Annotated in this window: 17 protein-coding genes and 1 tRNA gene; 14 read left to right on the forward strand and 4 right to left on the reverse strand. The window is 35.1% G+C overall.

The annotated features are described in order from the left end of the window. Positions 1-185 precede the first annotated feature (185 nt). From HRU50_RS08225 to HRU50_RS08235, 3 genes are all read left to right on the forward strand, one after another. Entirely contained in the window at positions 186-2,210 is a 2,025-nt protein-coding gene (locus HRU50_RS08225) for an LruC domain-containing protein (RefSeq protein ID WP_296350051.1), read from the forward strand. 156 nt (positions 2,211-2,366) lie between these two features. Beyond that, a complete protein-coding gene (locus HRU50_RS08230) occupies positions 2,367-3,602 on the forward strand; it encodes a metallophosphoesterase (RefSeq protein WP_296350053.1) in 1,236 nt (411 codons plus the stop codon). Positions 3,603-3,711: 109 nt separating this feature from the next. Next, entirely contained in the window at positions 3,712-4,008 is a 297-nt protein-coding gene (locus tag HRU50_RS08235; protein ID WP_296350055.1) for a thioredoxin family protein, read from the forward strand. On the opposite strand, the gene HRU50_RS08240 is transcribed toward HRU50_RS08235, so the two are convergent. Both HRU50_RS08240 and HRU50_RS08245 read right to left on the reverse strand, forming a co-directional pair. Next, positions 3,989-4,672, reverse strand: a complete 684-nt coding sequence (locus tag HRU50_RS08240; RefSeq protein WP_296350057.1) for a polysaccharide deacetylase family protein — start codon at positions 4,670-4,672, stop codon at positions 3,989-3,991. The two genes, HRU50_RS08235 and HRU50_RS08240, sit on opposite strands and share 20 nt — an antisense overlap. A gap of 6 nt (positions 4,673-4,678) precedes the next feature. Next, the gene (locus HRU50_RS08245; RefSeq protein WP_296350058.1) at positions 4,679-8,134 is read right to left on the reverse strand and encodes a DUF2723 domain-containing protein; all 3,456 of its coding nucleotides are present in this window, start codon (positions 8,132-8,134) and stop codon (positions 4,679-4,681) included. Between the two features lie 151 nt (positions 8,135-8,285). Here HRU50_RS08245 and HRU50_RS08250 point away from each other — a divergent pair. Continuing rightward, a tRNA-Gln gene (locus tag HRU50_RS08250) sits at positions 8,286-8,358 on the forward strand. Positions 8,359-8,552: 194 nt separating this feature from the next. Here HRU50_RS08250 and HRU50_RS08255 read toward each other — a convergent pair. Then, complete coding sequence (locus HRU50_RS08255) at positions 8,553-9,377, reverse strand: universal stress protein (protein ID WP_296350059.1); 825 nt, start codon at positions 9,375-9,377, stop codon at positions 8,553-8,555. A gap of 148 nt (positions 9,378-9,525) precedes the next feature. On the opposite strand from HRU50_RS08255, the gene rimP reads away from it, so the two are divergent. Genes rimP through infB form a run of 3 tightly spaced genes read left to right on the forward strand, consistent with a single transcriptional unit; the run spans position 9,526 to position 13,999 of the window. Beyond that, entirely contained in the window at positions 9,526-9,990 is a 465-nt protein-coding gene (gene rimP / locus HRU50_RS08260; protein ID WP_296350062.1) for a ribosome assembly cofactor RimP, read from the forward strand. A 12-nt stretch (positions 9,991-10,002) separates the two neighbouring features. Continuing rightward, positions 10,003-11,235, forward strand: a complete 1,233-nt coding sequence (nusA, locus tag HRU50_RS08265; RefSeq protein ID WP_296350064.1) for a transcription termination factor NusA — start codon at positions 10,003-10,005, stop codon at positions 11,233-11,235. A 31-nt stretch (positions 11,236-11,266) separates the two neighbouring features. After that, complete coding sequence (gene infB / locus HRU50_RS08270) at positions 11,267-13,999, forward strand: translation initiation factor IF-2 (RefSeq protein ID WP_296350067.1); 2,733 nt, start codon at positions 11,267-11,269, stop codon at positions 13,997-13,999. 67 nt (positions 14,000-14,066) lie between these two features. Here the strand turns inward: infB and HRU50_RS08275 are convergent, their stop codons facing one another. Next, positions 14,067-14,453, reverse strand: a complete 387-nt coding sequence (locus tag HRU50_RS08275; RefSeq protein WP_296350069.1) for an SPOR domain-containing protein — start codon at positions 14,451-14,453, stop codon at positions 14,067-14,069. 210 nt (positions 14,454-14,663) lie between these two features. Here HRU50_RS08275 and HRU50_RS08280 point away from each other — a divergent pair, with 210 nt between their 5' ends. The 7 genes from HRU50_RS08280 (at position 14,664) to HRU50_RS08310 (ending at position 24,453) form a co-directional block, all read left to right on the forward strand. Next, positions 14,664-15,944 (forward strand): c-type cytochrome, encoded by a 1,281-nt coding sequence (locus tag HRU50_RS08280; RefSeq protein ID WP_296350167.1) that lies wholly within the window; start codon positions 14,664-14,666, stop codon positions 15,942-15,944. A gap of 61 nt (positions 15,945-16,005) precedes the next feature. Continuing rightward, the gene (locus HRU50_RS08285) at positions 16,006-19,113 is read left to right on the forward strand and encodes a TAT-variant-translocated molybdopterin oxidoreductase (protein ID WP_296350072.1); all 3,108 of its coding nucleotides are present in this window, start codon (positions 16,006-16,008) and stop codon (positions 19,111-19,113) included. A gap of 30 nt (positions 19,114-19,143) precedes the next feature. Next, entirely contained in the window at positions 19,144-20,877 is a 1,734-nt protein-coding gene (gene nrfD, locus HRU50_RS08290) for an NrfD/PsrC family molybdoenzyme membrane anchor subunit (protein ID WP_296350074.1), read from the forward strand. An 8-nt stretch (positions 20,878-20,885) separates the two neighbouring features. Further along, entirely contained in the window at positions 20,886-21,425 is a 540-nt protein-coding gene (locus HRU50_RS08295; RefSeq protein ID WP_296350077.1) for a DUF3341 domain-containing protein, read from the forward strand. A gap of 1 nt (position 21,426) precedes the next feature. Continuing rightward, positions 21,427-21,978, forward strand: a complete 552-nt coding sequence (locus tag HRU50_RS08300; protein WP_296350079.1) for a cytochrome c — start codon at positions 21,427-21,429, stop codon at positions 21,976-21,978. Positions 21,979-22,000: 22 nt separating this feature from the next. Continuing rightward, complete coding sequence (locus tag HRU50_RS08305) at positions 22,001-23,365, forward strand: quinol:cytochrome C oxidoreductase (protein ID WP_296350080.1); 1,365 nt, start codon at positions 22,001-22,003, stop codon at positions 23,363-23,365. Positions 23,366-23,388: 23 nt separating this feature from the next. Then, positions 23,389-24,453 carry a cytochrome c oxidase subunit II gene (locus HRU50_RS08310; protein WP_296350081.1) on the forward strand — a complete coding sequence of 355 codons (1,065 nt, stop codon included), beginning with the start codon at positions 23,389-23,391 and terminating at the stop codon, positions 24,451-24,453. The last annotated feature ends 37 nt before the right edge of the window (positions 24,454-24,490 follow it).

The following is a 24,490-nucleotide window of genomic DNA, read 5'->3' on the forward strand; positions in this document are numbered from 1 at the left end:
TAGACAGTTTTAAATCATATGTATCCCACATTTTCAGTGTTTTAAGGTGGTAATACTGAGATTTTGCCTTATTCCTTTTAACTTAATGAATGAACAATTTAACGACCGAAAACTCCGACTGAGCGATTTTCAATTAAAAAAGTCCAATAAGATTAAGATTTTTGAATGAACCAAAAACTACAAACATGAAAAAAGGATTTTATTTAACCGTAATCCTTCTTATTCTTTTTTACTCATGTAACATGGATATTGAAGATGCTCAGGAGGATCAAGTTGACCCATCAACCAATGATATTACAAATTTAAGTATTCCCTCAGACTTTGATTTTACTACAGTTACCGAGATGAATATCGAGATCGAGGTGATGAGTATTACTGATGAGCCTTTGTCCGGAATTAAAGTGAGTTTTTTTACTGAACACCCAGATTTCGGGGGTGAATTTTTGTCTTCTGCATTTACTAATGCGATGGGGATAATGCAAAGTAAAATTCAAGTACCAGCATATTTAGAGGAGGTATTTGTTCAGGTACACAGTATAGGTTTTGCAAATCAACAAACCGTGGATGTGTCACCATATGTAAATCTTTCTTTTGGCGGTCAGCCGGAACCGAGAGAAGATAGGTCTAATAATAGTAACTCAGACCCTATTTACATATCTAATAATTATTACTACATGGGCACATATAATGCAGGAACGAATAAAGGTTTACCACATTATTTAGAATCTGAAGGTGATGATTTAAATCAAGCCTTTCTAGACGATGTAAATGCATCTTTACCAGAAGGTAGACCTGTACCAGATTACAATCCTGAATATCTGACTACAGGAAATGAATTGGATGTTATCATCGAAGATCAAAGTGATGTTTGGGTGACTTTTGTAACGGAGGGAGCAGGATACAGAAATGCATTAGGTTATTATGTCTACGACACGGACAATCCACCTGCTAATACCAGCGAAATTGACTCTATTCATGTAGTATTGCCAAATGCCTCTTTGGCATATTCAGGCGGTGAATTATATGCCGGTGATAAAATACGTTTGGGTAGATTTGATGCAGGTCAAACTATTTCATGGGTGCTTTTTCAAAATGCTTGGAATGGTTCTGGTGTAAATGTAAATGCTACTAAATATTATTCAAAACCAGAATTTAATACCAATGAAAGTAATCCTGCAATGCGACAGCACACTGTGCAGTTAATGGATATTGGACGTGAACTTCTACTTAATGCTTTCGAAGATCTACCGCGTTCTAATGGCTCTAGTGATGAAGATTTTAATGATTTAGTCTTCTATGTTACCGCTAATCCTTGGGAAGCAGTGGCAATAGAAAATATACCTGCTGTCACACCAGAAACAGATACTGATGATGATGGTATCTCGGATGATATTGATGAGTTTCCTGAAGATCCAACAGTTGCCGTGAGAAATACATTTACAGGTTCTTTAGCTTATGAAGATCTATGGCCAAACAAAGGTGATTATGACTTTAATGATTTAGTATTAGATTACAATATAGCACATGTTTTAAATGGTGATAATCAGCTAGTTCGTATTGAGGCTGATTGGACTGTAAAAGCGGTAGGTGCTGGTTTTCAAAATGGTTTTGGAATTGAACTAGATGGTCTAACCTCAGGCGATATTGCGAGCGTAACGGGTCAAGATTTACAAGATAATATCATTTTTAATATTGGTAATGGTACGGAGTCCAATCAAACAAATGCTTCAATAATTATATTTGATAATGTTTATAATGTTATTCAAAGCGAAGGAGGGGCATTTATAAATACAATTCCTGAAAATCCATATACGTCACCTGTTACAATAAGTACAGTTATTGAGCTAACAAACCCAATTTCTCAAAATGTCTCAGGTTTGCCTCCTTATGATCCTTTCATATTTATAAATGGCGATAGAACTAAAGAAGTGCATTTACCAGGCGAGAGTCCAACAGATCTTGCAGATCTGACTTGGTTCGGTACATCAGCTGATGCAACAGATCCATCAATTGGGTACTATTATAAGACTGAAAACGGATTGCCATGGGCAATTAATATAGCTACGCCATTTGATTATCCGATTGAATCATCTGCAATAAATCATGCATATTTAAACTTTGCTTCTTGGGCAACTAGTGGAGGAACGCTCAACCCTGATTGGTATCTAGATCGTCCGGCTAATAGGGATTGGACAAAAATATTTGATTAAAGTTTTATAATTGATTTGATTAAGAAAAATCCCGAATGAACATGAGAGCATTCGGGATTTTTGCATTTATTCAACACTTTTTATTTAACTAGCTTTAACAAATTGATAAGATATGCGACAGGGCATATTAGTATCTTTGCTACACAAATTACCTCTATGTTTAGATTAATATTATTCATACTAATAATCGCAATTTTAGATTATTATACCTTCCAATCTTTTAAAACGATCACTAAAAGCACTTGGTGGAACGTGTTGTATTGGCTTATTTCAATTGGTATAATAGGAAATTGTATTTACCAAGCAGTGACTATAGATAGGTCAAACGGAATTCCATTCAGTTTTTCTCTGGCTATGGTGTTGTTTATTTTGTTCTTTGTTCCGAAGATTATTGTAGGGATTGTGCTATTTGGTGAAGATGTGTTTAGAGCGATTATGTACGTTGTTGAAAAACTGACGACGCAATCTAACGATGTAAAGATTAGTTTTGAAGGCCGTAGAAAGTTTGTTTCAAAAATTGCTTTAGGACTTGCGGCAATTCCTTTTTCTTCTATTCTTTATGGGGTGATAAAAGGCAAATATAATTTTAAGGTTTTAAAATATACATTACATTTTGAAGATCTTCCAAAGGCTTTTGATGGTTTTAAGCTAACGCAAATTAGTGATGTGCACTCTGGCAGTTTTGATAATCCTAACAAAGTTGAATATGCCATTGACCTTATAAATGAGCAAGAAAGCGATATGATTGTATTCACTGGCGATATGGTGAATAACAAGGCTAGTGAAATGAAGCCATATATAAATATTTTTAAGAAGTTAAATGCTAAAGATGGTTTATATTCAGTTTTAGGTAATCATGATTATGGTGATTATGTGCGTTGGAATTCTAAAGAAGATAAAAATCAGAATCTTGAAGATTTGAAGGCAATACAGAAGGAAATTGGTTTTGATTTACTTTTAAATGAAAATAGGTTTATTCAAAGAGGAGATGACCGTATTGCTTTGGTTGGTGTAGAAAATTGGGGTAAAGGAGGTTTTAAAAAAGCTGGAGACTTAAAAAAAGCCTCTAGTTTGGTAGATCATAACGATTTCAAAATTTTATTAAGTCATGATCCTAGCCATTGGGAAGAAGAAGTTATTAGTGATGAAAAGCATTATCATTTAACTTTAAGTGGTCACACACATGGCATGCAATTTGGTATTGAAATACCTGGTTGGTTTAAATGGAGTCCTGTAAAGTGGCGATATAAGTATTGGGCAGGGATTTATCAGGAGTTAGGGCAATATATCAATGTAAATAGAGGATTTGGTTACTTGGCGTTTCCTGGAAGAGTTGGCATTTGGCCAGAAATTACAGTGATAGAACTTAAAAAAGGTTCAAAATCAGTTTAATTATAAACAATTGTTTATTTTTATATTATGCAATATAAGTCTTATATAAATTAAGAGTCAAAAATTTATGTAGGTTTGTATTACCCATTTGCCAAAAAAACGATAAAATATGTCAAAATTTGGGGAATTAATAGATGTTGAAATCCCGGTTCTGTTAGACTTCTACACAGAATGGAGTGATGAGTCTGTTGCTATGCATCCGGTACTAAGAGATGTTGCTGCTGCACTTGGTGACAAAGCTAAAGTGATTAAGATTGATGTAGATAAAAACAAAGAGCTTGCAGAGGCATTAAGGGTTAAAGGTCTACCAACACTTATAATCTACAAGGATGGCGAGATGAAATGGCGTCACAGTGGTGAGCAAGACGCTAATACTTTGATTGGAATTATTCAAGACTTTGTTTAGTAATTGCTTTAAACTCAAATCCTTTCTTACTATAATATTCTAAGACTTTTGGTAAAGCATATTCAAGGTTTTTAAAGGCCTTAACACTGTCGTGAAAAACGATAATACTGCCAGGGTTAGTTTTTGAAATGATGTTTGTTACACATTTTTCCGGACTTGTGCTTGGATCCCAATCAAATGATAAAATATCCCAAAGAATAATATTATATCCAAGTTTTAAAATCACCTTACTTTGACTTGGTTTAATTTTTCCATAAGGTGGCCTAAATAATTTAAGTTGTGCGGAAAGATTATTACTAAAGGATTCTGAACTTTCGAAATGACGTATTAATAATGCTTCAGTTTTTTTGGTGTTATTAGTGTATTCTTGAGAAGAAGTTTTCCAGCCTTTTAAATGATTATAGGTGTGGTTACCAATTGAATGCCCATTGCTAATAACACGTTGAAATATTTCAGGATATAAATCAATATTGTTGCCAATGCAGAAAAACGTGGCTTTAGCATTATACAGATGCAATTGATGAAGTACCCAATCTGTTACTTTTGGAGTTGGGCCATCGTCAAAGGTAAGGTATAGTTCTTTTTGGGATGTATTAATATTCCAGACAAAACTCGGAAAAATTGACTTTACAAATTCTGGTGTTTTGACTGGAATATAATTCATTATAAATTATTCTTCTAAAGGTGCCAATTCGTCTTGAATACTATCGTTCAAAAAACTTTCAATATCTATATCGTCAATAGGTTCTTCCTCTTCTTCAGGTGTACCCATTAACTCATCTAGAATACTTAAATAACTATTGAATTTTTTAGTCTCTTCAAGCGCAAATTCTTCAGTGTCTTTTAATACTACAATATCTACCAAGGCTCTGTATCGTTGAATATCTAGGTAAATTTCATCTAATAAATAGATTTTATCTTCTTCATCTAATCCACCATAATACATCAGCTTTTCTTGATATTTCTCAGAAACATCTTTAAATAAAGCACGACCTTTATCCGTACTGCCAACTTCATAATAGGCACTGATATAAGGTTCTAGCAATGCATAAAAACCAAAGGTGTCAACTGGCATTTTCTCCATAGCTATATCAGCTATTTCTTCAGCCTTATCTAGTTTATCTTCATTAATTAAAGCTTCCATTAGTCTGGCTAAGTTACCGCGATATGTAATGCTATTACGGCGTGTTTCAATATCGTGATAGATATCTTCTCCGCTTCCGCCCCAATCCCATTTTTTAACCATATTGTACATGAGATCAGGATCTACACGGCCCATATCATAAGGATTAGCTCTGTCCACTGGCGTTTTAATTGGTACAAGTTTGTAACACATACCATCTAGCTGTAAGTAGTCTTTTAACCAAACATAATCGTCGTCACCAAATGCACCTCCCGTAAAATATATAGGTCTTTCCCAATTATTGTTAGCGATAATATCTAACATTAATAGTCTATTCTTATATAAATAAGAGCCTTCAATAGTTGCATATAGTTTATCTTCAATTTTATCCGCATCTTTTTGTTGTACAATACCATTATTTAAGACAACCTCTTTGTTGACTGGTACACTTATATGACGTGTTGGAAAATAATTACTATTCTGAATATGCTTTGGATAGGCACTCGGATCCTCTCCTTTGGCTCTAACAATATGTTTAAATTTTGCTTTAGGGTCATCACCAGACACAAAATCCATAAATTCTTTAATATCTAAAGTGTCATTAGCAATCCTTCTGTTAATCTCCCTGTAAATGATCACATCTCTGGTGCCACCTCTGTATTGATTATGTGTGAGTTGAGATGGAATTGGATCACTTTCGTAAGCTTTACGCTTCATTTGATCAATGTACCAGTCCGTTTGAAATAAGCTGGTATTCACAACTCTAACGTCGGTACGAACACCTTCAATTTCTTGTAGATACCACAATGGGAAGGAATCATTATCGCCTATGGTAAATAATATGGCATTAGGAGCGCAAGACTCTAGATATTTGCGAGCCATTGCATTTGCTGTATACTTGCCAGATCGGTCATGATCATCCCAATTATTTGCAGCTAATATACCAGGAACAAGCACTAGACAAACTAACGTCACAACAGGTGCTAATAATTTAGATTTTAAGTTAGACTTTATAAAGTCGTATATGGCATAAACACCAAAACCAATCCATATTGCAAAGACATAGAATGAGCCAACAACAGAATAGTCACGCTCTCTCGGTTCAAAAGGTCGTACATTAGTGTAAAATTGAATTGCCAAACCAGTTAGTAAAAAGAATACCAATAGTACCCAAAAACGCTTGGTGTCTTTAAATAATAAGAACGATAAGCCTATTAAACCTAATATTAAGGGTAAAAAGTAATACGTGTTTCTAGCTTTATTTTGAAGGACATCGGTTGGTAAATTGTCTTGAGACAGTCCTAAGTGTAGTTCATCAATGAACTTTATTCCTGAAATCCAATTACCATTAAAGTCGTCATATTTTCCTTGAACATCATTTTGTCTTCCGGTGAAATTCCACATGAAATAACGCCAGTACATATATCCAAATTGGTACTGAAACATGTAGGCAATATTGTCTAAAAATGAAGGTTTTTCAATAATCAAAAATTGCTGTCCATAACTCTTAAGGAAATTTGCATAGCCTTCATAATCTACGTCACCTTCAAGCACACGTTTTCGAAAATCATTGACTATTTTATCTACCCTTTTCTTTTCCTGTAAGGCGTAAGCACTAGCATATTCACTAGCAATCTCATCTGCGATACTTTCAGAGTTACCTTCCTTTAAAGCAACATCAAAATAGACATTATAAGCTTCATTAAAAGCTCGAGTTTGAACTTTAGGGTCAACTTCAAAGTCAATCAAGCCAGTAAACATCATGTAGTTATCGGCATGCTCGCTGCTCCACATTCTTGGTAGTATGGCTGCATGATTATGATTATAATTTTGTTTACTATCCTTCCATTCATTTATAATCTCGTATTTGCCAGTTTTATCATTACGCTCGTAGTTCTTTTTGTCGTCAACAAAGGGTTCATCTTCATCAGCACCAGAATATACTTCAGTAAATTGAGGACCATAAAATAAATGTGTTTCTGGGTATTGTTCTAAATTATAATAAGCCAATAATTCACGAGCGTCAGAAGGGTTATTTTCATTTATAATCACATTTGCATTTGCGCGTATTGGTAGCATCATCCAAGATGAAAATCCAATAAAAATAAACATTAAACATAGTACTAGTGTATTGACATGAATTAAGCCTTTTTTTCGAGTAAAACTAAGCCCAAAATAAAATAACCCTACAACTAATAATACTGTAATTATTGTCCCTGAATTAAATGGTAATCCAATAGAATTAACAAAGAATACTTCGAGATAACCAAAAAGTTTTAATGTTGATGGTAAAAGCAATTTAAAAATGAAAAGTAGTATTGCCGCAGAAACTACATTGGCAATGATAAAATTCTTTACCGTTATTGTTTTGTAGTTTTTAAAGTAATAAATCAATCCTATAGCAGGAATGGTCAATAGGCCCATAAAGTGAACACCAAAAGACAAACCAATAATAAAAGCAATCAAAATCAGCCAGCGATTGCCTCTTGGTTTGTGCATGTCTTGCTCCCATCGTAAGGCCAAATAAAACATAACAGACATGATTAATGTCGCCATAGCATAAACTTCTGTCTCAACTGCATTAAACCAAAAAGAGTCTGTAAATGTAAAAGCCAAACTACCAACTAATGCGCTACCTAATATCGCTATGCCTTTATTTGGGTTAGATTCATTATTGAATTTTACAAGTTTTACAAGAAGTAAGCTAATAGTCCAATACATAAATAGAATCGTGAAGGCACTTGCGACACCACTCATCATATTAAGTAACATTCCTATTTGAGAAGGTTCTAATGCAAACATCGAGAAAAAAGCTCCCATCATTTGAAAAAGTGGTGCTCCAGGTGGATGACCAACTTGAAGCTTAGATGAAGTTAAAATATATTCACCTGCATCCCAGAAACTTACGGTAGGTTCAATGGTTAAGCCGTAGACTATAAAAGCTATAGTAAAAACAAACCAAGCTAATATATTATTCCACTTTTTAAAGTTAAAATTTGTCATAAAAAACCGTTCTTTAAGTGCTGGCGAATTTAGCAATTATTACCTAAAAGCCTATCCTTTTAAGTTAACGTTAAGTAAATTCAATTATTTTTTAGGATTTTTTTTGTCTATGACAAAGTTTGTATTAAATTTGCACGCTCAATCGTGAGATTGGCCTATGGTGTAACTGGCAACACGTCTGGTTTTGGTCCAGAAGAGTCTAGGTTCGAGCCCTAGTAGGCCAACAAATTGATAAAGTCTTAATTCTGAATGGAGTTGGGACTTTTTTATTTCTAATACATTTTGGGCGAGAAGTTGATACTGAGCTTGTCGAAGCAAACCCTACTTGTCTGCTAAAACATTGTGAAGGCAGAGTAGGTCAACAAAAAAACCTAATCCAACTGATTAGGTTTTTTAAATTTCTGGATGGTTATTTATTCTAAATCTTAAAAGTAATCACAGGTCGTTTTGCATGATTCACCAAATCTTCACTGATACTATGATTAAAGAAGTGAGCAATACCTTGTCTACCATGTGTGCTAATACCAATTAGATCTGCATCTATCTCAGCAGAGAAGTTTAGAATACCACTTTCTACGCTCACATCATTGAACACGTTAGTTGTGAAATTATCAAAGACTTCACTAGAAATAAAATCGTTAATTCTAGTGCGAGCATCGTAAGTAGTAATAAAGTGATTAGCTGTATTGACCATTAGTAAATGTATTTTAGCATCGAAAAGTTTTGCAAATTCAACAGCTTGCTTGTAGGTTTCTTTGTTGTCGTTTTTAAAGTCTGAAGCAAATACAAAATTCTTGATATCAAAGCTTGAATGCTCGTTTTTTATAACTAAAACTGGTACATCAGAAGTTCTTACAACTTTTTCGGCATTAGATCCTATAAACATTTCCATTAGACCTGAAGCACCATGAGAACCCATAATAATCATGTCTATTTCATATTCTTTTACAGATTCTTTAATCTCATTAAATGTAATATCTGCTTTTACTGTTTCGTGAACGGTTATATCCTGCAGGTAATCACTTTCCATGAGGTCTTCAAACTTCTTGTGAGCCAATTTCATAAAAAATAAGGTTTCTGGAATATCGCTTTTAACGGCACCAGGGTCAATGTGCTGCATTGGTATTTCCATCATGTGTAATAAATAGATCTCAGCATCATGCTTTTTAGCCAGCATCGCTGCTACCTTAAGGGCATTTTCAGCTTGCTCGGAGAAATCAGTAGGAACAAGGATTCTTTTCATGGATTGTTGTTTTAGTTAGTTATATAAATTTAATAAAAATATAGAACTTCACAACTTGGATAAATCGAGAAAAATAATGTATATTTGCATCGTTATTTAAGGAATGAATACGCGAGAGGACGAAAAGTCCTCTCTTTTTATATTAGAAATGTTCAAAAAGATAGTAGAAGATTTATTGCAAAATGCCTTAGATGAGAGGCCAGATCTGTTTTTAATTGATTTTACCATTTCTCCGGAAAATGCTATTAAAATAGTTTTAGATGGTGATAATGGTGTTTTGGTTGAAGATTGTATGTTTGTGAGTAGAGCTATTGAGCATAATATGGATAGAGAAGAACAAGACTTTTCATTGCAAGTGTTGTCCTCTGGGGCAACTTCTCCGCTACTTATGCCTAGACAATATAAAAGACACATAGGAAGAAATCTTCAGGTAAAAACCATTGAAGGTGATAAAATAGAAGGTGAACTTGCTAGTGCAGATGAAGAATCTGTACTGTTAAAGTGGAAGACTAGAGAACCTAAACCTATTGGAAAAGGTAAAGTGACCGTGACGAAAGAGGCAAGCATAGCCTATGGCGATATTAAAGAAGCAAAAGTTAAGATAAAATTTTAATTCATATCAATTATGGAAAATGTAGCATTAATAGAATCATTTTCAGAGTTTAAAGACGACAAGTTAATAGACAGAGTTACGCTGATGGCGATTCTAGAGGATGTATTGCGTAATGCATTGAAGAAAAAGTATGGTGATGACGACAACTTTGATATTATTATAAATCCTGATAAAGGAGATTTAGAGATTTGGAGAAACCGTATAGTCGTAGCTGATGGTGAAGTAGAAGACGAAAATCAGGAAATAGCATTATCTGAAGCTCAAAAAATTGAGCCAGATTTTGAAGTTGGTGAAGATGTAGCAGAAGAAGTAAAGTTAATAGACTTAGGAAGACGTTCTATCTTAGCTTTAAGACAAAACTTAATTTCTAAAATCCACGAACACGACAATACTAATATATACAAGCAGTTTAAAGAATTAGAAGGAGAGATTTACACGGCTGAGGTTCATCACATTCGTCATAGAGCAATCATTTTATTAGATGATGAAGGAAATGAAATTATCCTTCCTAAAGACAAGCAGATTCCTTCAGATTTCTTTAGAAAAGGTGAAAACGTAAGAGGTATTATTGAAAGTGTTGAGCTTAAAGGAAGCAAGCCAGCAATAATAATGTCTAGAACTTCACCAATTTTCTTAGAAAAGTTGTTTGAGCAAGAAATTCCAGAGGTTTTTGATGGCTTAATTACAGTGAAGAAAGTAGTAAGAATTCCAGGTGAAAAAGCAAAAGTAGCAGTAGATTCTTATGATGATAGAATAGATCCTGTAGGTGCTTGTGTAGGTATGAAAGGATCAAGAATTCATGGCATTGTACGTGAATTAGGTAATGAAAATATAGATGTAATCAATTATACAAATAACGTTCAGTTGTTTGTCACGAGAGCGTTAAGTCCAGCAAGAGTAACTTCATTAAAATTAGATGAAGAAAACATGAGAGCTGAAGTATTGTTAAAGCCAGAAGAAGTGTCTAAAGCGATAGGTAGAGGTGGACACAATATTAGACTAGCTGGGCAATTAACTGGTTTTGAGATCGATGTATTTAGAGAAGGTGCGGAAGAAGATGTTGAGTTAAAAGAATTCTCTGATGAAATTGATGAGTGGATTATAGATGAATTTAATAAAGCTGGTTTAGATACAGCAAAAAGCATTCTAGAGCAAGACGTTAGCGATTTAGTGAAGCGTACAGATTTAGAAGAAGAAACAATTTTAGAAGTTATTAGAATTCTAAAAGAAGAATTTGAAGAATAACATATAATTAAGTTATATTACAGGCAATTTTATGGCTCAAATAAGAATTAATAAAGTATTAAGGGAACTCAATATCTCACTAGATCGTGCTGTGGATTTCTTAGAATCCAAAGGCATCGAGATAGAGAAAAGTCCTAATACAAAAATTTCGCAAGAAGTTTATGATACATTATCTGATGAATTTCAGACAGATGCTTCTAAACGCGAAAAAGCACAAGAGGTAAGTGAAGCAAAGCTAAAAGAGAAAGAGCAGCTTCGCGAACAACGCGAACGCGAGATTGAAGAAAAGGAAAAAATTGAAGCCGCAAAGGAGACTGTAGTTAAAGCTAAAGCTGCTTTAAGCGGACCAAAGCAAATAGGTAAAATAGATCTAGATAAGCCTAAAGCTGCCTCAAAACCTGAAGTTAAAGAGGAAAAGAAAGTAGAGCCGCAACCTAAAAAAGAGGTTGTTGCTAAAGTAGAAAAACCAAAAGTGGTTGAGCCAAAATCTGTTGAGACAGTTCAAGAGGTAAAAGAGGTAAAACAACCTGAGGTTAAAGCAGAAAAGCCTGCTGAAAAAACTACTGAGAAACCTGCTGAAGAACCTGAAACAGGAACGCTTAAGACAAAATATCAAAAACTTACTGGACCTGTAACAACAGGTAAAAAGATAGATCTCTCTCAGTTCAATAAGCCTAAAAAGAAGAAAGAGGAGAAAAAACCAGCAGCAAATGCTACTAACGACGGCAACAAAAGAAAAAGACGTCGTATTAGTAAAGGTGGTAATGATGGTGGTGGAAGACCAAACTTTGATAATAGAAGAGGTAATCAAAAAGGACGTGGTAATAATAATAGACCAAAAGTCGTTAAGGAAGAGCCAAGTGAAGAAGAAGTACAAAAGCAAGTAAGAGAAACACTTGAAAAACTTCAAGGTAAATCAAATAAAGGTAGAGGAGCTAAAAACCGTCGTGAAAAAAGAGATCGACATAGAGAGCAGTCTGAAAAAGAGCTACAAGCGGAAGCAGCAGAAAGTAAAATCCTAAAGGTTACTGAGTTTGTAACTGTTAGTGAAGTTGCTACAATGATGGATGTTGGAGTAACTCAAGTAATTTCAGCATGTATGTCTCTTGGTATGATGGTAACGATGAACCAGAGATTAGATGCAGAAACGCTTTCTATTGTTGCTGATGAGTTTGGTTATCAAGTGGAATTTGTAACCGCTGATATTGAAGAATCAATTGAAGAGGTTGAAGATAAACCAGAAGATTTAAAACCACGTGCGCCGATTGTTACGGTAATGGGTCACGTTGATCACGGTAAAACATCATTATTAGATTACATCCGTGAAGAGAATGTAATTGCTGGTGAATCAGGTGGAATTACACAGCATATTGGGGCTTATGGAGTTGAGTTATCAGATGGTCAAAAAATAGCATTCCTAGATACGCCAGGTCACGAGGCCTTTACAGCGATGCGTGCTCGTGGTGCTCAGGTTACGGATATTGCAATTATTGTGGTTGCTGCAGATGATGCCATTATGCCACAAACAAAAGAAGCAATTTCACATGCTCAAGCAGCTGGTGTACCAATTGTATTTGCAATTAACAAAATTGATAAGCCAGACGCTAATCCAGATAAGGTGAAAGAAGGTTTAGCAGCTATGAACTTATTGGTTGAAGATTGGGGTGGAAAAATTCAATCTCACGATATTTCAGCTAAATTTGGTACAGGTGTTAAAGAATTACTAGAAAAGGTACTTCTAGAAGCTGAATTATTAGAACTTAAAGCTAATCCTACAAAACCAGCAGTTGGTACTGTAGTAGAAGCTTACTTAGATAAAGGTAGAGGTTATGTATCTACTATTTTAGTACAAGCAGGTACATTAAAAGTTGGAGATTACGTACTGGCAGGTAAAAACAGTGGTAAGGTTAAAGCGATGCACGATGAGCGTGGTAATAACATCAAAGAGGCTGGCCCATCAACACCAGTGTCTATATTAGGATTAGATGGTGCACCACAAGCAGGTGATAAGTTCAATGTATTTGAGGACGAACGTGAAGCAAAACAAATTGCTGCGAAACGTACACAATTACAACGTGAGCAATCTGTGAGAACACAACGTCATATTACGCTTGATGAAATCGGAAGACGTATTGCTTTAGGTGATTTCCAAGAGCTTAATATCATTCTTAAAGGTGACGTGGATGGTTCTGTTGAAGCATTAACAGATTCATTCCAAAAGCTATCTACTGAAGAAATTCAAGTAAATATTATCCATAAAGGAGTTGGTGCCATTACAGAAAGTGATGTGTTATTAGCTTCTGCATCAGATGCGATTATTGTAGGATTTAATGTGCGTCCTGTAGGAAATGCAAGAACAATAGCAGACAAAGAAGAAATAGATATCAGAACCTATTCTATCATCTATGATGCTATCAATGATCTTAAAGATGCAATGGAAGGTATGTTGTCACCAGAAGTTAAAGAAGAAGTTACAGGTACAGCTGAGATTAGAGAAACATTTAAGATTTCTAAGATTGGAACCATTGCAGGTTGTATGGTTACAAATGGTAAAATATTCAGAAACTCTGGTATACGTTTAATTAGAGATGGTGTCGTTGTGTTTACAGGTGAATTAGCATCTTTAAAACGTTTTAAAGACGATGTGAAAGAAGTTTCTAAAGGCTACGATTGTGGTATGCAAGTTAAAGGTTATAACGATATTAAAGAAGGCGATATAATTGAAGCATTCCAAGAAGTAGAAGTGAAGAAGACTCTGAAATAACAGAACTATCGAACATAAAAAAACCGACAAATTATTGTCGGTTTTTTTATGTCTATTCGGAACGGTTTTATTTACTTTTTTCTACTTTGGGCTGAAAAATAATGGCGTTCATATAATCTTTTTTGATTTTCGCTAGAGCTCTGTCAGCTTCAAGCCTCGTTGCAAAATTACCAACCCACACTTTGTAGTTTGGTGTGTTCCAAACAATTTCCACTGGCCAATCTTGATAAGTGTTTAAGAAATTCATTTTTTCACGTTGGGCCTTGTCAGGATCAATACTCTGGTAAACTTGAATTTTGTATAACTTATTGGTCTTCAAATCTTTCTTGTACTCGATCAATTTGTCTATCTCTTTATCCTGATCAATTTTAACATTTCCCTCTTGAGCATTTAACGAAAAGAAACAGATTGATAAGAGAAAAATAAAGCTTAAATGTTTGATATTTAGTGCCATTCTATTAGATTTTTTTACAAAGGTATATTATAAAACGATATTCAAAATAAAATCTTATTTAGAATAATTATAAATTGATTATTAACACTTCATTAGCATTTCGAAAATCGACTTTATATCTTACTTTTGCGAGAGTTTTTATAAACATGATTTTAGTCATATTTCATGAAAAAATCATACCAAAGTTTAGACGATAATTATCTTTATAATATGAAACACGTTATCAACCGTACTATAAGCTCCAAATTGTTGAGTTTCGGTTTTATGCTATTTCTTACGTTTTCAATTTCACTAAATGCTCAAGACGGCGATCCAGTAAACGGAAAAAATCTGTTTAATGCCAATTGTGCTGCATGTCATAAGTTAGATAAGGACATGACTGGTCCAATGCTTCGTAATGTTGAGATGAGATTGGCTAATGAAGAAGGATTGGATAGAGAGTGGCTTAATGCATGGATTCGTAACAGTTCTGCTTTAATTAAATCTGGTGATGCTTACGCAAACAAGGTTTATAATGCATGGAACAAAACAGCGATGACTGCTTTTCCTCAATTGAGTGATCAAGATATTTCGGACATCTTAGCTTATACTGCACAGCCAAAACCTCCTGCTCCAGAACCTGTGGCTGGGGTTGTTGCTCAGCCAGCTGAACAAGGTATTGGTCAGGAATTAATCTTAGGTGCATTAGCAGTTTTATTTGGTTTATTGGCAATGGCTTTAATTTTAGTGAAGCGCACTTTAAATCGTTTTGCAGAAGCTAAAGGCTTAGATGTTTCTGAAGTAAAGCGCAAACCAATTTGGAAAGCATTTGTAGAGAACCAATTCTTAATGTTAGTCACAGCAATTTTCTTTTTACTTGCAAGTGGGTATTTCGCGTATGGTTATTTTATGCAGGTTGGTATAGATCAAGGTTATGAACCAGTTCAACCAATTCATTATTCACATAGAATACATGCTGGTGTAAATGAAATTGACTGTAAATATTGTCACTCTTCGGCAAGAGTGAGTAAGCATTCTGGGATTCCATCTTTAAATGTGTGTATGAATTGTCACAAGTCAATTGGTGAAGTTTCTGAGACAACTTTAGCTGAAGGAAAAGAGTATGGTGTTGATTACAATGCTGAGATTCAAAAATTATATGATGCTGTAGGTTGGGATGGTAGAGCTTACACAGGTGAAACGAAGCCTGTAAAGTGGATACGTATTCATAACTTACCAGATTTCGCATATTTCAATCACTCACAGCACGTTTCTGTTGCAGGTGTAGAATGTCAAACATGTCACGGTCCTGTAGAGGAAATGGAAGTATTGTATCAGCATGCGCCATTAACAATGGGATGGTGTATTAACTGTCATAGAGAAACAGAGGTGAATGTGAAGGATAATGAATATTATGCTAAAATTCATGAAGAACTTTCTAAGAAGTATGGTGTAGAGAAATTGACTGCTGCACAGATGGGTGGATTAGAATGTGGTAAGTGTCATTATTAAAAGAATGTTATTGTTGGTTAAGATTATCTGAGCTAACATCACAATAAATTAAACAAAGAATATGTCATCAAACAAGAAATACTGGAAAAGTGTTGAAGAGCTAAACGAAAACAGCTCTATTGTTGAGACGCTAAGACAAAATGAGTTTGTAGAAGAAATTCCAACAGATGAGTTTTTGGGTGATAAAGAGACTTTAGAGTCGTCTTCTACATCGCGTCGTGATTTCTTAAAGTACGTAGGGTTTAGTACGGCTGCTGCCTCATTAGCTGCTTGTGAAGGTCCTGTGATTAAATCAATTCCTTATGTAAACCAACCAACGGAAATTATTCCAGGTGTTGCTAATTACTATGCGACTACTGTTGCTGATGGTTTTGATTTTGCTAGTATTTTAGTTAAAACAAGAGAAGGTCGTCCTATAAAAATTGAGAACAATACAGATGCTGTAACTAACGGAACAGCTAATGCTAGAGTTCATGCTTCTATCTTAGGATTATATGATAATCTTAGGGTAAAGGCACCAATGAAAGGTGGTAAAGATATCTCTTGGGATACTTTTATGTCTGAAACCACTTCTAAGTTAAGTGGTCTTGGTGACAAACAAATCGTATTCTTAACGTCTACAATTCCTAGTCCATCAACTGCGAAATTAGTTGGTGAGTTTTCTGAGAAGTATGTTAATGTTAAGCATGTTACTTATGATGCGATTTCAGAATCAGCAACATTAGACGCTTACGAAGCTAAATATGGTACACGCGGCATGGCAAATTACGATTTGTCAAAAGCAATGACTATAGTTTCTGTTGGTGCTGATTTTATTGGAGACTGGCAAGGTGGAGGATTCGATGCTGGCTATGCAAAGAACCGTGTTCCTGAGCAAGGAAAAATGTCTAGGCATATTCAATTTGAATCTAATATGTCACTTTCTGGTGCAAACGCGGATAAACGTGTGCCGTTAAAACCAAGTGAACAACGTTTAGCTTTAGCTAAATTATATAGCTACGTTACTGGTAATTCAGTAGGTGGCGCAAAACTTTCTGAAGGATTAGATGCGGCTGTTAAATCTGCAGCTAAACAATTAAAGAAAGCAGGTAGTAATGGTGTAGTAATGACTGGTATTCAGGATGTGAATGCTCAGACAGTTGCTTTAGAGATTAATGAATATTTAAACTCTAAAGCGTTCGACGCTAAGACTACAGTTAAGACAAGACAAGGTAACGATAAAGCTGTAATGCAGTTAATTGCTGATATGAAAGCTGGTAAGGTTGGTGCACTTATTATGAATGGTGTTAACCCAATGTATACTTTACCTAATTCAGCTGATTTTTCTGAAGGATTAAAGAAAACAGAATTATCTATTGCTTTCTCAATGAAGCAAGACGAAACTTCTGTTAATGCAGAATATATTGCTGCATTACCTCATAGTTTAGAATCTTGGGGTGATTTCGAATTTAAAGCTAGTCACTATTCAATGATGCAGCCAACAATTCGTCCATTATTTGATACAAAACAATTCCAAGATGTGCTTTTAGCGTGGAATGGAAATGATACTTTATATAGAGATTATATTAAAGAAACGTGGGAAGCTGATATATTAAATGGTGAGTCATTTAATAAAGCGATCCAAGATGGTGTTTATGTAGGAATACCTTCAGAAGGAATTATGGCAGAGAATGTAACTGCGGAAACTGAAGAAGAAACTACAGAAGCACCAAGAAGTAATGCAGCTACTGCATTAGCATCATCGACTAAAGTTGGTGCTATGGAGTTGACATTATATACTAAAACAGGAATGGGTGATGGTCAACAAGCTAACAACCCATGGTTACAAGAATTCCCAGATCCAATTACTAGAACGTCATGGGATAACTATGTAACTGTTTCTAGAGCTGATGCCGAAGCAAAAGGATTAATTAATGAGAATGTTGCAAATGGTGGACTGAATGGTAGCTATGCTAATGTTACTGTTAATGGCGTGACTGTAGAGAACGTTCCGGTTTTAATTCAACCAGGTCAGGCAAAAGGATCTGTTGGTTTATCATTTGGTTATGGTAGAACCGCAGATGGTCTTAAAGAGGAAATGAAAACGGGTGTTAACGCTTATCCATTATACCAAAACTTTAGCGCTGTTCAAGAAGTTTCTATTGAGAAAACTTCAGGTACACATGAGTTTGCTTGTGTTCAGTTACACAATACGTTAATGGGTCGTGGAGACATCATTAAAGAAACTTCATTAGAGGTTTTCAATACAAAAGATAAGCATATTTGGAATGAAACTCCGGTAGTTTCATTAGATCACGTTGAGACTCCTGTGACATCTCCGGATGTTGATCTTTGGGATTCTTTTGATCGTTCTGTAGGGCACCACTTCAATTTATCGATTGACTTAAATGCTTGTACAGGATGTGGTGCTTGTGTTATTGCTTGTCATGCAGAAAATAACGTGCCAGTAGTTGGTAAAACTGAAATGAGACGTAGCCGCGACATGCACTGGTTACGTATCGATAGATATTATTCTTCTCAAGATTCATTCGAAGGAGATAATGATAAAAAAGATAATATTTCTGGTTTAGGAAGCTCATTAAGTGAGTTCGGTGAAATGGAAAGTCCAGCGGATAATCCGCAAGTAGCATTCCAACCAGTAATGTGTCAGCACTGTAACCATGCACCTTGTGAAACAGTTTGTCCTGTAGCGGCGACATCACATGGTCGTCAAGGTCAAAACCACATGGCATATAACCGTTGTGTAGGTACACGTTACTGTGCAAATAACTGTCCTTATAAAGTGCGTCGTTTTAACTGGTTCTTATATAGCCAAAACGATGAGTTTGATTACTACATGAATGATGACTTAGGTCGTATGGTATTAAACCCAGACGTTACTGTAAGATCTCGTGGTGTAATGGAGAAATGTTCTATGTGTATTCAAATGACGCAAAAAACAATCCTTGATGCTAAGCGCGATGGTAGACCTGTGAATAAGGATGAATTTAAGACGGCTTGTTCTGCTGCTTGTTCTAGTGGAGCAATGACGTTTGGAGATGTTAATAATGAAGAGGATAAGATTACAGAATTAGTAAACGATGATAGAGCGTACCACTTATTAGAGCACGTTGGTGTAAAACCAAATGTGGTTTATCAAACGAAAGTACGTAATACATCAGAAGCATAAATTAAAAATTAAAGAATCAATTATATAATTATGGCGTCTCATTACGAAGCACCTATTAGAAGACCTTTAGTTACTGGAGAAAAATCGTATCACGATGTTACTTTAGACGTAGTAAAACCAGTTGAAGGCAAAGCTAACAAAGCGTGGTGGATTGTTTTTAGCATCTCTTTGGTAGCATTCCTTTGGGGAATAGGTTGTATTATTTATACTGTATCAACAGGTATTGGAGTTTGGGGTCTTAATAAGACTGTAAACTGGGCTTGGGATATTACTAACTTCGTTTGGTGGGTTGGTATTGGTCACGCAGGTACACTAATTTCAGCAGTACTATTATTATTCCGTCAAAAATGGAGAATGGCAATTAACCGTTCTGCGGAAGCAATGACCATTTTCTCGGTAGTTCAGGCAGGTTTATTCCCAATCATTCACATGGGTCGTCCATGGTTAGCATATTGGGTATTACCAATTCCAAACCAATTTGGTTCGTTATGGGTAAACTTTAACTCACCATTACTGTGGGACGTATTCGCGATTTCTACATATTTATCTGTGTCATTAGTATTCTGGTGGACAGGTTTATTACCAGATTTCGCAATGATTAGAGATAGAGCTGTAAAACCTTTCCAAAAGAAAATCTATGCGTTATTAAGTTTCGGGTGGTCTGGTAGAGCAAAAGATTGGCAACGATTTGAAGAAGTGTCTTTAGTATTAGCTGGTTTAGCAACACCACTTGTACTTTCTGTACATACCATTGTATCGTTTGACTTCGCGACGTCTGTAATTCCAGGTTGGCATACAACTATTTTTCCACCGTACTTCGTTGCAGGTGCTATTTTCTCAGGATTCGCAATGGTAAACACGCTTCTTATTATTATGAGAAAAGTGTGTAACCTAGAAGACTATATTACAGTACAGCACATCGAATTAATGAACATTGTAATTATGATTACAGGTTCTATCGTAGGTGTAGCTTATATTACTGAGTTATTCATCGCTTGGTACTCTGGTGTAGAGTATGAACAGTATGCATTCTTAAACAGAGCAACTGGCCCTTACTGGTGGGCATACTGGGCAATGATGACTTGTAACGTATTCTCTCCACAGTTTATGTGGTTTAAGAAACTAAGAACAAGTATAATGTTCTCTTTCTTTATTTCTATCGTAGTAAACATAGGTATGTGGTTTGAGCGTTTCGTAATTATCGTAACTTCTTTACACAGAGATTACTTACCGTCTTCTTGGACAATGTTCTCACCAACATTCGTTGATATAGGAATCTTTATCGGTACAATTGGCTTCTTCTTTGTGTTATTCTTATTGTACTCTCGTACGTTCCCAGTAATCGCTCAAGCGGAGGTTAAGACGATTTTAAAGTCTTCTGGTGAGCGTTACAAGAATATCAGAGAAAGAGGAGATAGCTTAGTCGGAACAGGTGCAGATGAAAGAACGTCGAATCCTTTAGCAATTGCGGAAACAAAGACTGAAAGTGCTTCATCAGACAATACTGAAAAACTCAATTCATTATTTGAAGGTATTGGTAAGTTTGACGCTGAGACACAAACTGCAGATGACTTAAAGGTTATCAACGGTATTGGTCCTAAAATGGAAGAAGTACTTAATAGCATTGGTATATTTACTTATTTACAGGTAAGTAAGATGACGAAAAAAGAATACGACTTGTTAGATGCCATTACGGGTTCTTTCCCAGGAAGAGCAGAACGTGATGATTGGTCAGGACAAGCTAAGAATTTATTAAACAACTAATATAGTATATGGAAGCTTCAAAGGTAATTCATGCTATTTATACAGACGATGATGTATTAATGTCTGCTGTTAAGAAAGTAAAAGCAGAAAAGCATCACATCGAAGAAATATATACACCTTTTCCAGTTCATGGATTAGACAAAGCTATGGGCTTGGCCCCAACGCGTATTGCAATTGCATCATTTTTATATGGATGTGTTGGATTAACGGTTGCTATTGTAATGATGAATTTCATTATGATTGAAGATTGGCCTCAAGACATTGGTGGTAAACCAAGTTTTAGCTACCTAGAGAACATGCCTGCGTTTGTGCCAATTATGTTTGAGCTCACCGTGTTTTTTGCGGCTCACTTAATGGTAATTACTTTTTATTTAAGAAGTAGAATGTGGCCATTCAAAAAAGCTGAAAACCCTGATCCTAGAACAACAGATGACCATTTTTTAATGGAAATAGCTCTACATAATAATGAAAGTGAATTAACATCATTGTTACAAGAAACAGGCGCTGTTGAAATAAATATAGTTGATAAAGACGAAGAAGCACATTAATATGAAGACAGCTTTAAAATATATATCAGTACTAGTACTTTTAGTAGGTTTTGTGTCCTGTCAAAAGAATTCAAGACCAAACTATCAATACATGCCTAACATGTATCAACCTGTTGGCTATGAGGCTTACCAAGAATCTGATGCCTTCTCAAATGGAGTTGAAGCACAACTTCCGGCAGAAGGTACAATTCCAAGAGGCGATTTTTTACCTTTCGATTATGAGAATACAACAGAAGGTTATGATTTGGCTAAAGCAGAGTTAAAAAGTCCTTTAGATTCTACCCAAGTAGATTTAGAAAATGGTAAAGAAATGTACGAAATTTATTGTGCAATATGTCATGGTAAAAAAGGTGCTGGAATGGGAACCCTGGCAAAGAAAGAGTTAATTATACCAGGAAGCTACGCGGCTAAGGATATTACAACAGGAAGTATTTATCATACAATTTATTACGGTAAGAATTCGATGGGTTCTTATGCTAATCAATTAAATGAGAACGAACGTTGGCAGGTTGTTGCTTATGTTGAAAAATTAAAAGCAGACTTAACTAAGTAAGGTTTAGATAAAGATTATATAGATGGAATATAAAATTTCAAGTAAATTAAGAATAGTTGCAATCGTTATGATAGTTCTTGGACTATTGGGCGTAGTTGCTGGATTCAATAGTGCTTACAGTGTAACTGAAGATAATATTTCTGAAGTTTTAGCTGCAGAACATCATGACGGTCATGGTCATGGTGACGCTCACGCAGCAGATGCTCACGGTCATCATGGGCATGATGATGCACACGCCGATCATCACGGTGAAGACGCAGCTCATGGTAAATTAACTCACCATGAGGAGCACGCTTTACATCAAATTCATAACAGACCATACTCTGCGTTGTACGTAGGGGCATTTTTCTTCTTTATGATTGCTTTAGGTGTATTAGCGTTTTACGCAATACAATATGCTGCGCAAGCAGGTTGGTCACCAGTATTGTTTAGAGTTATGGAAGGTATTACATCTTATGTCTTACCTGGTGGTTTAATAGTGTTAGCAATTGCCTTTGTAGCAGATAGTCATATATTTATTTGGCTAAAAGAAGGTGTAACTGTAGAGGGTCATGAGAACTATGATAAACTAGTTGCAGGTAAGTCTGGTTGGTTAAATAAAACAGGTTTCTTTGTAAGAGGAATTATTTTCCTTGCTGGTTGGTCTTTATATAGATTCTTCTCAAGAAAATTCTCAATCGCTCAAGATAGTGCAGATGATAACAGAAACTTCAAAAAGAACTTTAGAATCTCAGCAGCATTCTTAGTATTCTATATCTATACAGAATCTATGATGTCTTGGGATTGGATTATGAGTGTTGACCCACACTGGTTTAGTACTTTATTTGGATGGTATGTGTTTGCAAGTATGTTTGTAAGTGGTATCACTGTAATTGCAATGATCACAATTTATTTGAAATCTAAAGGTTTATTAGAATTTGTTAACGATAGCCATATTCATGATTTAGCTAAATTTATGTTTGGTATTAGTGTTTTTTGGACATATTTATGGTTCTCACAATTCATGTTAATTTGGTATTCTAATATTCCGGAAGAAGTAACATATTTCGTTACACGTATTGAGCACTATAAATTACCTTTCTTCGGAATGTTAGCAATGAATTTTATTTTCCCACTGTTACTATTAATGAATAGTGATTATAAGAGAATCAACTGGTTTGTTGTAATGGCAGGTATAGTAATTTTATGTGGTCACTACTTAGATGTTTTCAATTGGATAATGCCAGCTACTGTAATTGAAAGATGGTATATTGGATTACCAGAAATAGGTTCCATCTTATTATTTGGTGGTTTATTCTTGCTAGTTGTGTTTACAGCTCTAAGTAAGGCTCCATTGTTAGCTAAAGGAAACCCATTTATGAAGGAAAGTGAACATTTCCATTATTAATTTAAAAAAGAACAGAAACGATAATGACTGCTTTATTAACAATTTTATTAGTAACTTTTGTAGCCGTTGCCATTTGGCAATTAATAAAGATATTTGATTTAGCTCAAGTAGGTGAGTCTAACTCAGCAGTAGCCACTGATAAAGACAATAAAATTAATGGTTATTTAATGTTGGCTTTTTTAGCCTTCATATATATCATTACAATAGTATGTATTTGGTATTTGGGTGATTTGCCATTATTATCAAATTCGGCATCTGAGCACGGACCTGATATTGATAATTTAATGATTATCTCATTAGTAATTATTTTTATAGTTCAAACCTTCACGCAATTTCTTCTACATTATTTTGCCTATAAGTATAAAGGAGAAAAAGGCAAGAAAGCTCTGTTTTATGCTGATAATAATACATTAGAAGCAATTTGGACAGGTATTCCGGTAGTAGTTCTAGCTGGTTTAATTATTTATGGATTATTTACTTGGAATGATATCATGAATGTGGACAAGGAAGAAGATCCTTTAGTAGTTGAATTATATGCTCAACAATTTAACTGGAAAGCAAGATATGCTGGTTCAGACAACGTACTTGGTAAGGCTAATGTTAGGCTGATTGATTTAGATAAGGCTAATATACTTGGTGTAGATGAGGATGATCCAAATGCACAAGACGATGTAGTAGTTACCGAATTACATTTACCAAAGGGTCGTCCTGTATTGTTTAAGATGAGATCTCAAGACGTACTTCATTCAGCTTACATGCCTCATTTTAGAGCACAGATGAATTGTGTTCCAGGTATGGTTACGCAGTTCGCTTTTACACCAACTGTAACAACAGCTGAAATGAGACAAAATCCTGATATGCAGGATAAAGTCAAAAATATTAATAATATTAGAGTTGAGAAAAGTAAGGCATTGATGGCGGAAGACGAAGAAGGTCTAGATCCATATGAGTTCGATTACTTACTATTATGTAATAAGATTTGTGGTAAGTCTCATTATAATATGCAAATGAAGATTGTAGTGGAGACGGAGGAAGAATTTAATGCATGGATGAGTGAGCAAAAGACATTTGCAAACTCGTTAAATTAATTATTTAAGAATCATTTTAAGAAATAGATAAGAGAAT

It is taken from the genome of Winogradskyella sp., assembly GCF_013213835.1.
Classification (GTDB): Bacteria; Bacteroidota; Bacteroidia; order Flavobacteriales; family Flavobacteriaceae; genus Winogradskyella.